Origin of the sequence: Ruminococcus flavefaciens (assembly GCF_900119075.1) — a bacterium.
Taxonomy (GTDB): Bacteria; Bacillota; Clostridia; order Oscillospirales; family Ruminococcaceae; genus Ruminococcus; species Ruminococcus flavefaciens_Q.
On record NZ_FPIP01000012.1, the window covers coordinates 23,291 to 37,431 of the forward strand.

The following is a 14,141-nucleotide window of genomic DNA, read 5'->3' on the forward strand; positions in this document are numbered from 1 at the left end:
TGAAGGCGTTCCCTAAACGGGCGGATAATATCCGCCCCTACTAAATAATATTATACGTGATAAGTTCGGCAAATTCAACCCCTATGTTAAAAACAGCCGAAAATCTGAGACTGTGCGCCATAAAATTTTTGTGTATTTTTTAAAAGAATAGTTGAATTTTTCAGCCGTTTGTGTTATACTGTAATGTGCAGACTTATGCAACTTTTAATATATCCGCCCTGCGCCAAGGCGCTTTTTCGGACGGAAGAACGGAGTAATCATGAACCTTTTAAATATGCTTGATTCTATTGCACAGATATCCGACGCTGAGCACCCCTCAATATTCCCATTCGGTTTTTCTATGCATATCGCACTTGCTATCATATCGGTCATTTTCTTTGCTTACAGATTCGCAACGCAGAAAAGACCTTTCCAGCTCATTTTCGCTATCGCTCCGCCTATTTCCCTTGCTCTCTGGATATCCGACAATAAAACCCTTTTCTACGCTGTCGGACTCATCGAGTTCATTCTCATTCTCGCAGCACTGATATCCACTTTCATCTGCAAGCCGAAAAAGGCTGAGGAAGCTGCTGACGCTAAGAAAAGCGAGGAGAAATAAGCCGTGAAAATAGCTGTTCTCGACTGGTATACCGTAAATATCAGCGGCGATATCCCCACCACTCAGCTTGAAGAGCTGGGCGACGTGAAGATAATCCCCCTCACCAAGCCCGAGGAGACTGCCGCTAATATCGGCGACGCAGACATAGTCCTCTGCAACAAGGTGCTCATTACCAAGGAAGTAATGGACGCCTGCCCAAACATAAAATATGTAGGTCTTTTCGCTACAGGATTCAATAACGTGGATATAGACTATGCCGCACAGAAGGGCATAGCTGTCTGCAATGCAGGTCAGTATTCCACAAACGCCGTAGCTCAGCAGACCTTCGCATACATACTCGACCGCTTCAGCCGTGTAAGAGACTATGATACTGCCGTAAAAAACGGCGAATGGGAGCGCTCTCCTGCGTTCTCTTACTTCCCCGTCCCCACCTCGGAGCTTGCAGGCAAGACTCTCTCCATAGTGGGTTTCGGCTCTATCGGCAGAAAAGTAGCCGAGATAGGCTCGGCATTCGGCATGAACATCGTGGTAAGCACAAGAACTCAGCCAAAGGACTGCCCATACGAGGTCACTGACCTTTTCACAGCCGCAGAAAAAGCCGATGTTCTCACATTCCACTGCCCTCTCACGGACAAGACCGCAGGCATCATCAACAAGGAGCTTTTCTCACATATGAAGTCCTCTGCTATGCTGGTGAATACATCACGCGGCGGAGTAGTGAACGAGGCAGACCTTGCAGAAGCTCTCAACAGCGGAAAGATAGCCGCCGCATACCTTGACGTGTTGGTAAAGGAGCCGATGTCTCCCGATACGCCGTTAAAGGGCGCAAAAAACTGCGTTATCACTCCTCACACCGCATGGGCTCCGCTGGAGACAAGACAGCGCCTTGTGGATATCGTATGCGATAACATCAGGGCTTGGCAGAACGGCTCACCGAAAAACAAAGTCAACTGAAAGAAGTCAGAACTATGAGAAATATATCCGAAAAACAGCGTATCGTCATAAAGCTGGGCACATCTACCCTCGCCCACAAGACGGGCAAGCTCAATATACGCCGCATGACCAATCTGGTCCGCGTTATTTCCGACCTCCACAACTCGGGACGTGAGATAATCATGGTATCCTCTGGAGCTGTAGGTCTGGGCGCAGGAAAGCTGGGACTTCCCGAAAAGCCAAAGGATACCAAGACCAAGCAGGCTGTAGCCGCTATCGGTCAGTGCGAGCTCATGCACGTTTACGACGATATGTTCGCTAAATACAGCGTTACCGTGGCGCAGATACTGCTCACAAAGGCAATAATCAACAATCCAAGCCACTGCGAGAACTTCCGCACTACCGTAGAATCGCTGGTAGGCATGGACGTTATCCCCATAGTCAACGAAAACGATACCATTGCTATAGATGAGCTGGAGCTTGAAATTGGCGAGAACGACTCACTTTCCGCTCTGGTCGCAGAGCTTTCGGGAGCTGACCTGCTTCTGATACTCTCCGACATCGACGCTCTCTACGACGGCGATCCCCGTGAAAATCCCGACGCAAAGCCAATACCTCTCGTTGAGAAGATAACTCCCGAGATAGAGGCTATGGCAGGCGGCGCAGGTACAAGTCTGGGCACAGGCGGTATGTCCACAAAGATAAACGCCGCTAAGATAGCTACAAACGCAGGCATCGACATGATAATAATGAACGGAAGAGACCCCGAAAAGCTCTACGACCTCTTTGAGGACAAGGAGATAGGTACTCTTTTCAAGTCGCAATACTAAGCAACAGAGGTTTACCATGGTAATATCAAAGGGCTCAGAGCGCGTTTCAAAAATCGACACTTATCTTAACTGCGCCGAGGTATTCGCCTACAGGAGCACTTGTTTAAAGCGAAAATACGGCGCTGTTATAGTAAAAAACGACGCTGTTATAGCCACTGGCTACAATGGCTCGCCGAGAGGTATGGAGAACTGCTGTGATACGGGCGAATGTCCGAGGATACCCCTTGATATGCATCAGGGCGACGGCTATGCCATGTGCAAGGCTGTCCATGCAGAGGCAAACGCCCTGCTGAACTGCTCACGTGAGCAGACCGTTGGTGCAGACCTTTACCTTACAGGCGTAAATCCTGAGGACGGCTCTGTACACAAAGCAAAGCCCTGTCCACTGTGCGCAAGACACATCATACAGGCAGGGATAAGGAACGTTTACCTCAGACAGAGCGGCAAAGCAGGCGATTATACGGTAATTCCCGCAGCCGAACTGGAATGGTTCAAGACTGAATGATACAAAAATCTACATACAAGAGGTGTAAATATGAGTTATACAGAGGAACTGGGCAAAAGAGCCAAGGCTGCCGAGGCAGCTGCGGCAAGCGCTTCAACTTCACTTAAAAATAACGCTCTCGCAGCTATATCAAAGGCTCTCCTTGCAAACAAGGAGCTCATCATAGCCGAGAACGCCAAGGATATCGCCAACGCAAAGGCTAACGGCATGACTGAAGCCAAGCAGGACAGACTCAAGCTTGACGAAAAGCGTATCGAGGGCATTGCCAAGGGCGTTGACGAGCTTATCGCTCTTGCTGATCCTATCGGCGAGATAATAGGCGGCGGAAACCGTCCCAACGGCTTGCAGATTATCAAGACAAGAGTACCACTCGGAGTTATAGGTATCATCTTCGAGTCACGCCCAAATGTTACAGTTGACGCAGCTGCTCTCTGCTTAAAGGCAGGCAATGTGGTCATATTAAAGGGCGGCAAGGAGGCTATAAACTCCAATATCTGCCTCGGAAACATCATGCGCAAGGCTATCGAGGAGGCTGGGCTCCCTGCTGATATGATACAGGTCATCGAAAAGACAGACCGCGAGACTACCACAGAGCTCATGCGTCTCAACGGCTACGTTGACGTTATTATCCCAAGAGGAAGCGCTAACCTCATACAGGCTGTAGTCAAGAACGCTACCGTACCTGTTATCGAGACAGGCGCAGGCAACTGTCACGTTTACGTTGACGCCTCCGCAGACCTCGATATGGCTGTGGAGATAACCGACAACGCCAAGACTCAGCGTCCGTCCGTATGCAACGCTATCGAGAGCCTTCTCGTTCACAAGGATATCGCGGACAAGTTCCTGCCAATGATAGCAGAGCGCTTCAAGAAGCACGATGTGAAGATCTACGGCTGTGACAGAACTATCGCTATCCTCGGCGATTCCGTTGAAAAGGCTACAGAGACCGAGTACGCTACAGAGTTCAACGATTTCATCATAGCAATAAAGGTCGTTGACGATATCGACGAGGCTATAGCTCATATAAGAAAATACAGCACCCGTCATTCCGAGTGCATAGTTACAAGCTCACTGGAAAGCGCTCAGAAATTCCAGAAGCAGGTAGACGCTGCGGCAGTTTACGTCAACGCTTCTACACGCTTTACCGACGGCGGTGAATTCGGCTTCGGAGCAGAAATAGGCATTTCTACACAGAAGCTCCACGCAAGAGGTCCTATGGGGCTTACAGAACTTACTACAGTAAAATATCTGATAAACGGTAACGGTCAGATAAGATAAATACAGCATTTTATTTGATTTTTGGAGGTCGAAATGGCTATTAGAAAAGATCTTGACGATATGCTCAACAGCCTTATGGACGGCGGCGGAAGCAGCGGAAGCACTCCTGCAAGAAGCCATAATACTCCGAGAGCTGCAAGAAAAAGCAAATTCGACGATATGTCCGTCGATGACCTGCTCCACGCTCTCGAGGAGGAAAAGCACCATATAGATGAACAGCCTGTTGTCCACGATGACACGCCCCCTGCTGTATGGGAATTTGCTCCGCCGTCACAGGATATACCTGTCCCCGAGCCTGTTTCCGAAGCAGAGCCCGAGGAGGTCCCCAACATCATCGACGAGGTGATGCATACCGAGGCTTCTGCCGAGGTAACAAGGGTGTTCGACACAGTTCCCATGACTGAGGAGCTGCCAAAGCCCGTCAAGAAAAAGAAGATAGTTATAACAGGCGAACTGCCCGACTACGAAGCGCTCCGCCGCGAGGAACAGGAACGCGAAAGACAGGCAAGGATAGCTGCCGAAAACGCTGCCGAGGAGCAGAGAGCAGCTGAAAGAGCCCGCAGAGCTGCCGAGGCTGCCGCAGAGAGACAGCGCCTTGCAGAAGAAGCTGAGCAGCGCCGTCTGGCACGCGAGGCTGAAGAAGCCGAGCGCCAGCGCAGACTTGCAGAGGCTGCCGAGCAGGCACGACTTGAGGAAGAAGCCGAAAGACAGCGCCGTATCGCTCAGATAGAGGCTGAAAAGCAGCGCAAGGCTGAGGAAATGGCAAGACAGGCTCGTCTCGCTGAGGAAGAAGAGCAGCGCAGACTTGCCGAAGAAGCTGAAAGACAGCGTCAGGCTGAGGAAATGCGCCGCCTTGCAGAAGAAGCAGAAAAAAGCGCTCCCGTTTCTCTTGCAGAGGAGATAATCGTTAATTCCTCCGCTGCCGAGAATGAAGTGGATTCCGCAATAGAAGCTCTCGGCGAAGCAGCAGAAGCCCCTGCCGAGCCAGCGGAAGAAACTGCTCCCGAAGCTGAAAAGACCAGCAAGATAGGCGGTTTCTTCAAGAAGCTCAAAAGCAAGGGCAAGGACGAGGAAAAGCCCGAGACCGCAGCTGAAACAGCTCCCGAGGAGGGACTCTTTGAGGACAATGACAGCGAAGTTTCCGCTACAGACCTCATTGACGCCGCTATCGCCGCTATAAATCATCCCGAGGACGCTGCTCCCGATAATTACAGCGATCCCGTAGGCAGTATGCTGGACAATATCCGCGAGGACGCTGCCGAAGCTATTGCCGATATAAATACTCAAAGGTCCGCTGAGCCACTGGTTCTCACAGACGAGGACATCATCAACGGTCTTACGCCCGACCTCAAGGAGCGCTTTGACGCTCTTTCTCCAGACAAGCAGAGACAGGTCATTGATATGAGACGCTCTCAGATGGGCGCTGTAGCTCCCGAAGCCGCAGAAGAAGCTGCTCCCGAGGAATCGGCTCCTGCTGTTGACGAATACGAGGAGGCTATCAACGAAGCTACCAGCACCGATGGCTTGTTCGAGATAGAGGAGACTGCCGAGGAAACAGCCGCAGAACCCGAAAAGGCTGAAGCTCCTGCTGAAAAGGCAAAAAAAGAACCCTCCACATTCAAGAAGATACTTGACGAGGATCCTGCCGAGCTCATCGCTCAGAGAAGCGAGCACGTTGAGCGCTCCGAAGCAGAGACATTCGCAGACACTCCCAAGAAAAAGCGCCTGTATACCGTACTTGGCGTGGTACTCACAGCCTTTGCAATAATCGGTATCATAGCTACTATCGCAAAGGGTATCGGCTTCGCAAAAAGCTTCACATCAGGCGAGGTAAAGAAGGACAGCTTCACACAGATGATATACCCTGCCGCTATCATGGATATAGAGCCATTCAGCGATCCGTCACAGCTCACCTCCGAGCAGGTCATAACCGCTACAATATGGTCTATAATCATGGACGACAGCAAGGTCTCAAAGTACGACCTCACCCTTGATACCGTAAGTATCCCCGATGTTGACGTTGAAAAGTACGCAGTAGAGCTCTTCGGCGAGAATCTTCCCGCATTTGAGCACGCTACCGTTGGTCCTGTGGAGTCCAGATTCTACTACTCCGACGGCGCATACAACGTTAAGGTCAAGACTATCACACATACCTACGCTCCCGAGATAAAGTCCATAACCAAGAACGGAAACGAGTATACTCTCAATGTTGACTATATCGCAGAGCTCCCGCAGTGGATGGAAAAGACCGTTGCAAAGCAGGCTGAGTACAAGCTTATCGAAAAAGAGGACGGTACGTTCCAGTACAGCTCAATGAAGATACTCTCAGTAAACAGCGGTAATCTGTAAGAAAAAGAGTCATAAAGAAGTAAATCTTCTTTATGACTCTTTTTAATAAGTAGTAATTAGAAATCAGAGAGTAGTAGTCGCTTCCTTGCTGCTCACTAATCACTAATCACTAATCACTAAATTATTACAAATGAGAAAAATCTCCCGTGAAATTATTACAAAAAAAATACAAATTCACAGTATCGCGAATTATTCGCCTCCAAACAGTTGACAATTTCCGTTTTTCTTGCTAAAATAGATATGATGCCTATTTTGTGCATTGACTACTTTTAGGAGGAGGAACTGCTTTGGGAGATAGTAAATTTTGCAACAGATGCATGGAAAAGTATGACGAGTCTATGCACGTTTGTCCGTCCTGCGGATACGTGGAAACAGATGAACATAACCCCATGTATGTCCCACCAGGTACGATACTCCATAGCAAATACCTCTGCGGTGTTCTTCTGGAATACAACGGCGAGGGTGCGACCTATATCGGCGCTGATACAACAACAGGCAAAAAGGTGCTCATAAGAGAGTATATGCCTATTAACCTCTGCACCCGTGTCAAGAATAAGGCGATAATCAGCGTTAATTACAATAACCTTGCCAAGTACAAGGCTTTCATGGCTGAGTATACCGAGCTCAACAAGTCTCTTGCGAGACTCCGCAACAACTCGAATATTCCGCCTGTGCTGGATATGTTCGCCGAGAACAACACCACATATACCATTTTTGAATACATCGAGGGCGTTAAGATACTGGACTACCTCAAGGAAAATGCAGGCGAGCTCAGCTGGGAGCAGGTCTCCAAGATATTCCCTCCCCTGTTCACCACCATCGGCATTCTCCATAACGCAGGCATAATCCACCGCGCTATCAGCCCCGATACAGTCTACATCACCGATAAGGGCGAGCTCAAGCTCTTCGGCTTCTGCGTTTCTGCTGTCAGAACTGCAAATGCAGGTCTTGAATATGAGCTCTTCAAGGGCTATGCTGCTCCCGAACAGTATTCCGCAAGCAGCAGCAGCCGTCAGGGTTCATGGACTGACGTTTACGGAGTCTGCGCACTCCTCTACAGAGCTCTCACAGGCTGTATGCCTGTTGACTCTATGAGCCGTCAGAACCACGACGACCTCCACGAGCCTCATATGCTGGATTCACGCATTCCGCGCCATGTGTCAAGAGTTATCATGGAGGGCATGAATCTCAACGGCAGAGACCGTATACAGACTATCACCGAGCTGGTAACAAAGCTCTTTGAGCAGCCTGCCGAGGACGATGAGGAGTTTCTCGACAATACAAGTACTGTTCTTCTGGGCAGCGGTATAGGCAATACAGCCGCTTCCGCACTGCACGAAGCTCCCCAGCAGCCTGTATATCAGCACGAAAATCCCCAGAACGTCATTCACGAGCGCAGCGCTCCCGTATACAAGAAGCCACGCCGCGATGACAGCTACAGCTACGAAAAGATAAATACCGTGGACAGGATAAAGGTACCGATAATCGTTGCTCTCCTGTTCCTCGCCATTATGATGATACTGGGCGTTATCTTCTATAAGCTCATTGTTCCGCCCGAGCAGGAATCCACCATGTCCAGCAGCAGACGTTCATCGTCAGTTTCGGATAAGGTCGTGGACGACAACAAGGAGTCCACAAAGGAAAAGAACATCGTAATGCCGAATCTGATCAAGCAGTTCTATTCGCTTACCAAGGACAAATACAAGGAAGACTTCGTTCTCGACGCTGATTATGAGTATAACAACGATTACGACAACGATGTTATCTTCGAGCAGAGCGTTGAAGCCGGCGAAAAGATAGCACAGGGCGACGTTATCAAGATAAAGGTCAGCAAGGGCAAGGAAACCGCTACTATCCCCGATTATCAGGGACTTACCATGGAGCAGTACAAGAACGCTCTTGACAAGGCAGGTATCCATGACCATAACTATCAGTTCGTAGAGTCAAAGGACTCCTACGGCAAGGCAAATTCCATCGTCGGCTTACAGGTTGACGGCAAGACCGTTACACCTAACTCGACTTTCAACAACAAGAGCGGCAAGAAGCTCACAGTCTACTACGTTTCTGCAAATACAGTCACTGCTGCACCGACAACAGCTGCACCTGCTACTACAGAAGCACTTACAACGACTGTAGCAGTAACAACTCAGGCGTCTCAGCCTACAACACAGGCACCTACAGCACCGCCTGAGCCAGTAACAAATCCGCCCGAACCCGTAACTAACCCGCCCGAGCCGCCTGTTGAGCAGCCTGCTGAACAGCCAGCCGAAGGCAACGGTGAATAATAACGAAACAAAGCCCGAAAGCATATGCTTTCGGGCTTTTTAATGTAGGGGACGCCGCCCTCGGCGTCCCGCGCCTTCGGGGCGATGTAGGCATCGCCCCCTACACATCGGCTATTATAATATCATCTAAATCCACTGACGGCCAATGGTCGTCCCTACAAATCATACTTATTTAAGGTCAGACTTATTGAAGAGAAGGATTCCGCCAATAGTCGTAACGACGATAATCAATGCGTCTGCAATGAGTATCACAGGAAGTCCATCAGGGAACTTCATATAATTGTATTCAACAAGGCTTACCTGGAAGCTTGGGAGACAGTTGCCGATAAAGTCCTGCACCTTTTCACTCCTGATAAGGAGCATTATCGGCGACATCATCAGTACGACCTCGTGCATGATGAGCGAGATAACAAATCCGCCAACATTTTTCATGGTATTGCAGAAGAATACGATGATGGAAGTGAATGTGAGCTGTATCAGGATAGCTATGCCCATATTTGCGAATACTTCCGCGCAGGGGAAGAACTCGAACTGAAGCAGGATATAGCCCAGTGCAAGTACTGTGAGCCAGAATGCAAGCTGGTAGATAACTGCCACTGTGACGGAAACGATGAGGTTTGCAAGATAGATATTTGTTCTTGAATGACCGATGATTATCTTGTTTCTCACGGTGTTATTGCGGTAATCCTGCACGATGAGCAGACCTGCGGCGATACTGATGAGGAGTGGGAGTGTACCCGTCATCATAAACAGCATACCGTCAGCACGGGCTGTATGGTCGGAATCGAACACTTTCACGAAGGAAAGTACCAGTACTGCAAATCCCACGATAACCGAAAGGACAATGTAGAAACGCTTGCCCTTGAAAAGCCTTCTGTAGCCTTCTGCCAGTAACTCACGCATTGCGAACACCTCCTACAAGTCCCATGAAGTAATTTTCGAGGCTCTCGTGGCTCTCGGTCATGGAGTTAACAAAGCAATTCTTCTCATTCAGCGCAAGAACGAGAGGAGTTACCTGCATAGGAGTGAAAATATCAGCCTCATTGGGTGAATATATCCTGTATTCAGCCTTCATGCCGTCAAGAACCTCTGCCAGAAGCTTAGTATCGTTGACGTTGAGGTGGATAGAGCGGCGGCTGACGTGTTCAAGCTCCTCGGCGCTCATTTCCTTGATGACGTGACCTCTTTCGATGAATCCGTAGTGAGTGGCAAGACGTGAGAGCTCGTCAAGGATATGGCTGGAGATAAGTATGGTGATACCCTTTTCGCGGTTGAGCTTCAGTATCATCTCGCGGACCTCCATGATACCCTGTGGGTCAAGACCGTTGATAGGCTCGTCAAGAACGAGAAACTCGGGGTCACCCACCAGAGAAAAGGCGATTCCAAGCCTCTGACGCATACCGAGGGAGAAGTTCTTGGCCTTTTTGTTACCGGTATTTCCAAGTCCCACAAGCTTTAGTATCTCGTCCAGCTTTTCATCTGAGATACCAAGTGCCTTGGTCTGCTGTATAAGGTTGTCCTTTGCGGACATTTCGGGGTGAAGTGACGGAGTTTCAACAACAGCGCCTATTTTTCGGCGCTTTGCAAGTATATCAGCGTCGGTATTCTTTGTCCCGAAGAGAGTGAACTCTCCCGAGGACGGGTTATTCAGCCCCGTAACTATACGGATAAGGGTAGTTTTGCCTGCGCCGTTTCTTCCGACCATACCGTAGATAGAGCCCTTGGGAACATTTATGGTAAAATCGGTGAGAGCGTTGAATTTTCCGTATTTCTTACAAAGCTGCTGAGTCTGAAGAACATATTCCATGTTTGTACCCTGCCTTTTGTATTGATATTATGTAAAAAGGCGGTCATGCCACTTGGCACGACCGCCTAAAGTCGTTGATAATTAAAGTATCAAAGATTATTCGTTGATCTTTGTAACAACGCCTGAACCAACTGTTCTACCACCCTCACGGATAGCGAAACGGAGTCCCTCTTCGATAGCGATAGGAGTGATGAGCTCAACGTCCATAGCAACGTTATCGCCAGGCATACACATTTCCTTGTCAGCAGGGAGAGATACAACACCAGTAACGTCAGTTGTTCTGAAGTAGAACTGAGGTCTGTAGTTGTTGAAGAAAGGAGTATGACGGCCGCCCTCTTCCTTCTTCAGTACGTAAACCTGACCGCTGAACTTTGTGTGTGGGTGAATTGAGCCTGGCTTACAAAGAACCTGTCCACGCTCAACCTGATCTCTTGTGATACCACGGAGAAGAGCACCAACGTTATCACCAGCCTCACAGAAGTCAAGAGTCTTTCTGAACATTTCAAGACCTGTAACAACTGTGTTGAGCTTCTCGTCAGAAAGACCAACGATCTCAACAGGCTCGTTTACGTTGAGCTTTCCACGCTCTACTCTACCTGTAACAACAGTACCACGACCGGAAATTGTCATAGTATCCTCGATAGGCATAAGGAATGGCTTAGCATCGTCTCTCTCAGGGCTTGGGATGAACTCATCAACAGCGTCCATGAGGTCGAGGATTGGCTTGTAAGCAGGATCGCTAAGATCATCTGGAGCTTCGAGAGCCTTAAGAGCAGAACCCTTGATGATAGGAGTATCATCGCCAGGGAAGTCATAGCTTGAGAGAAGGTCACGGATGTCCATCTCAACGAGCTCGAGGAGCTCTTCGTCGTCAACCTGATCAGCCTTGTTCATGAATACAACGATTGCAGGAACGCCAACCTGACGAGCGAGAAGGATGTGCTCTCTTGTCTGAGCCATAGGGCCATCAGAAGCAGCAACAACGAGGATAGCGCCGTCCATCTGAGCAGCACCAGTGATCATGTTCTTAACGTAGTCAGCGTGACCAGGGCAGTCAACGTGAGCATAGTGACGCTTGTCTGTCTCGTACTCAACGTGAGCTGTATTGATTGTGATACCACGCTCTCTCTCTTCTGGAGCCTTATCGATCATATCGTAAGCCTCATACTGAGCCTGACCCTTCAGAGCGAGAGTCTTTGTGATAGCAGCAGTAAGAGTAGTCTTACCGTGGTCAACGTGTCCGATTGTACCAATGTTTACATGGGGTTTGGTTCTTTCAAATTTAGCCTTAGCCATTGGAAAATTCCTCCTTAGAATAGATTTCAGAAATCTGTATATATTATTATACCAGATTATTTTGGTAAATTCAAGTGTTTCAGTAAAAAAATATTAGCTGAACCACATGATTTTGTAAATTTTGCCCGTTTTACACAAGTTTCCGCATAAAACGGGCGGAATATTCAATTAGTTCTTAGCTCTGTTAGCCATGATCTTTTCAGCGATGCTCTTTGGAACTTCCTCATAGCTGTGAGGCTCCATAGTATACTGACCGCGTCCCTGTGTGTTGGAACGGAGATCACTTGTATAACCGAACATTTCTGAAAGAGGTACGAGAGCGTCGACCTGGATAGAACCTGATCTTGACTCCTGTCCCTGGATCTGTCCGCGGCGAGAGCTGAGGTCACCGATAACTGTTCCGAGGTAATCATCAGGAACGATAACTGCAACCTTCATAACAGGCTCCATGAGAACTGCGTTAGCCTGCTTGAGAGCTTCCTTGAAAGCGATAGAACCAGCGATCTTGAATGCCATTTCTGACGAGTCAACTTCGTGATATGATCCATCGTAAAGCTCAACCTTAACGTCAACTACTTCGTAGCCGGCAAGGATACCAGCCTTCATAGCGCCCTGGATACCTGCGTCAACAGCAGGGATATACTCCTTGGGGATAGAACCGCCGACAACGGCGTTCTTGAACTCGTAGCCCTTACCTGACTCATTAGGCTCAACACGGATCTTAACGTGACCGTACTGACCTGAACCACCGGACTGCTTCTTGTACTTGTAGTCGATGTCAGCTTTGCCCTTGATAGTTTCCTTATAAGCAACCTGAGGAGCACCAACATTAGCCTCGACCTTGAACTCACGGAGGAGACGGTCAACGATAATATCGAGGTGAAGCTCACCCATACCTGCGATGATAGTCTGACCTGTTTCCTCATCTGTCCATGTCTTGAAGGTAGGATCCTCTTCAGCAAGCTTTGCGAGAGCAATACCCATCTTTTCCTGACCTGCCTTTGTCTTAGGCTCGATAGCGAGCTGGATAACAGGCTCAGGGAATTCCATGGATTCGAGAATGATCGGGTGCTTTTCATCACAGAGTGTATCACCTGTGGTTGTATTCTTAAGACCAACAGCTGCGGCAATATCGCCTGAGTAAACAGTTGTGAGGTCCTTTCTGTGGTTAGCGTGCATCTGAACGATACGGCCGAAACGCTCCTTAGTGTCCTTTGTAGCGTTGAGAACTGTATCACCCTGATTTACGACACCTGAGTATACACGGAAGAACGCAAGCTTACCAACGAATGGGTCAGTAGCGATCTTGAATGCGAGAGCTGAGAATGGCTCGTTATCAGAAGAAGGTCTTTCCTCTTCCTCATCTGTATCAGGGTTAACACCCTTGATAGCCGGAACATCGAGCGGAGAAGGCATATAGTCGATGATAGCATCGAGGAGCTTCTGAACGCCCTTGTTCTTGTATGAAGTACCGCATGTTACAGGAACCATGTGGTTAGCAATGGTAGCCTTTCTGATGCAGGTCTTGATCTCGTCCTGAGAAAGCTCGCCCTCTTCGAAGTATTTCTCCATAAGAGCCTCATCCTGCTCAGCAACGTGCTCAACCATTTCATCGTGGTACTTCTGAGCGATCTCCTTCATATCGTCGGGGATATCCTCGACCTTGATATCTGTACCGAGATCGTTTGTATAAATGTAAGCCTTCATCTCAACGAGGTCGATGATACCTCTGAATGAGTCCTCAGCGCCGATAGGGAGCTGGATCGGAACGGCATTACACTTGAGTCTGTCCTTCATCATGTCGATAACATGATAGAAATCAGCACCCATAATGTCCATCTTATTTACATAAGCCATACGGGGTACTTTATAGTTATCAGCCTGTCTCCAAACGGTTTCAGACTGTGGCTCAACACCGCCCTTAGCACAGAGAACTGTTACAGAGCCGTCGAGTACACGGAGTGAACGCTCAACCTCAACTGTAAAGTCAACGTGGCCAGGAGTGTCGATGATATTAAGTCTGTGGCCTGCCCAGTAGCAAGTAGTAGCAGCGGAAGTAATTGTGATACCTCTCTCCTGCTCCTGCTCCATCCAGTCCATAGTAGCGGAACCTTCGTGTGTTTCACCGATCTTGTGGTTAACACCTGTGTAGAAAAGGATACGCTCTGTGGTAGTGGTCTTACCTGCGTCAATGTGGGCCATTATGCCGATATTTCTTGTATTTTCAAGTGAACAATCTCTTGACATAATTTACTCCTTT

11 protein-coding genes are annotated in these 14,141 nt (G+C 48.8%); 7 read left to right on the forward strand and 4 right to left on the reverse strand.

Going from position 1 to position 14,141, the window contains the following annotated elements:
• The first annotated feature begins 259 nt into the window (after window positions 1–259).
• From BT105_RS14125 to BT105_RS14155, 7 genes are all read left to right on the forward strand, one after another.
• Window positions 260–598 carry a hypothetical protein gene (locus tag BT105_RS14125; protein WP_072301338.1) on the forward strand — a complete coding sequence of 113 codons (339 nt, stop codon included), beginning with the start codon at window positions 260–262 and terminating at the stop codon, window positions 596–598.
• A gap of 3 nt (window positions 599–601) precedes the next feature.
• On the forward strand, window positions 602–1,552 hold the full coding sequence (locus tag BT105_RS14130; protein ID WP_072301339.1) for a D-2-hydroxyacid dehydrogenase: 951 nt from the start codon (window positions 602–604) through the stop codon (window positions 1,550–1,552).
• Window positions 1,553–1,566: 14 nt separating this feature from the next.
• Window positions 1,567–2,361, forward strand: coding sequence for a glutamate 5-kinase (gene proB, locus BT105_RS14135; protein ID WP_028515389.1), 795 nt, complete (start codon window positions 1,567–1,569; stop codon window positions 2,359–2,361).
• A gap of 16 nt (window positions 2,362–2,377) precedes the next feature.
• Window positions 2,378–2,866, forward strand: coding sequence for a deoxycytidylate deaminase (locus BT105_RS14140; RefSeq protein ID WP_072301340.1), 489 nt, complete (start codon window positions 2,378–2,380; stop codon window positions 2,864–2,866).
• A gap of 30 nt (window positions 2,867–2,896) precedes the next feature.
• The gene (locus BT105_RS14145; protein WP_028515388.1) at window positions 2,897–4,144 is read left to right on the forward strand and encodes a glutamate-5-semialdehyde dehydrogenase; all 1,248 of its coding nucleotides are present in this window, start codon (window positions 2,897–2,899) and stop codon (window positions 4,142–4,144) included.
• A 33-nt stretch (window positions 4,145–4,177) separates the two neighbouring features.
• Window positions 4,178–6,493: an MAP7 domain-containing protein gene (locus BT105_RS15340; RefSeq protein WP_072301341.1), complete on the forward strand. Its 2,316-nt coding sequence runs from the start codon at window positions 4,178–4,180 to the stop codon at window positions 6,491–6,493.
• A gap of 287 nt (window positions 6,494–6,780) precedes the next feature.
• Window positions 6,781–8,778 (forward strand): protein kinase domain-containing protein, encoded by a 1,998-nt coding sequence (locus BT105_RS14155; RefSeq protein ID WP_143186612.1) that lies wholly within the window; start codon window positions 6,781–6,783, stop codon window positions 8,776–8,778.
• 168 nt (window positions 8,779–8,946) lie between these two features.
• Here BT105_RS14155 and BT105_RS14160 read toward each other — a convergent pair whose 3' ends face one another.
• The 4 genes from BT105_RS14160 to fusA form a co-directional block, all read right to left on the reverse strand.
• Entirely contained in the window at window positions 8,947–9,681 is a 735-nt protein-coding gene (locus BT105_RS14160; protein ID WP_072301343.1) for an ABC transporter permease, read from the reverse strand.
• Window positions 9,674–10,585: an ATP-binding cassette domain-containing protein gene (locus BT105_RS14165; protein WP_072301344.1), complete on the reverse strand. Its 912-nt coding sequence runs from the start codon at window positions 10,583–10,585 to the stop codon at window positions 9,674–9,676. Before BT105_RS14165 ends, BT105_RS14160 begins: the two co-directional genes overlap by 8 nt.
• Before the next feature lie 96 nt (window positions 10,586–10,681).
• Window positions 10,682–11,881: an elongation factor Tu gene (gene tuf / locus BT105_RS14170; protein WP_028515384.1), complete on the reverse strand. Its 1,200-nt coding sequence runs from the start codon at window positions 11,879–11,881 to the stop codon at window positions 10,682–10,684.
• A 168-nt stretch (window positions 11,882–12,049) separates the two neighbouring features.
• Window positions 12,050–14,128, reverse strand: coding sequence for an elongation factor G (fusA, locus tag BT105_RS14175; protein ID WP_072301345.1), 2,079 nt, complete (start codon window positions 14,126–14,128; stop codon window positions 12,050–12,052).
• Window positions 14,129–14,141: the final 13 nt, after the last annotated feature.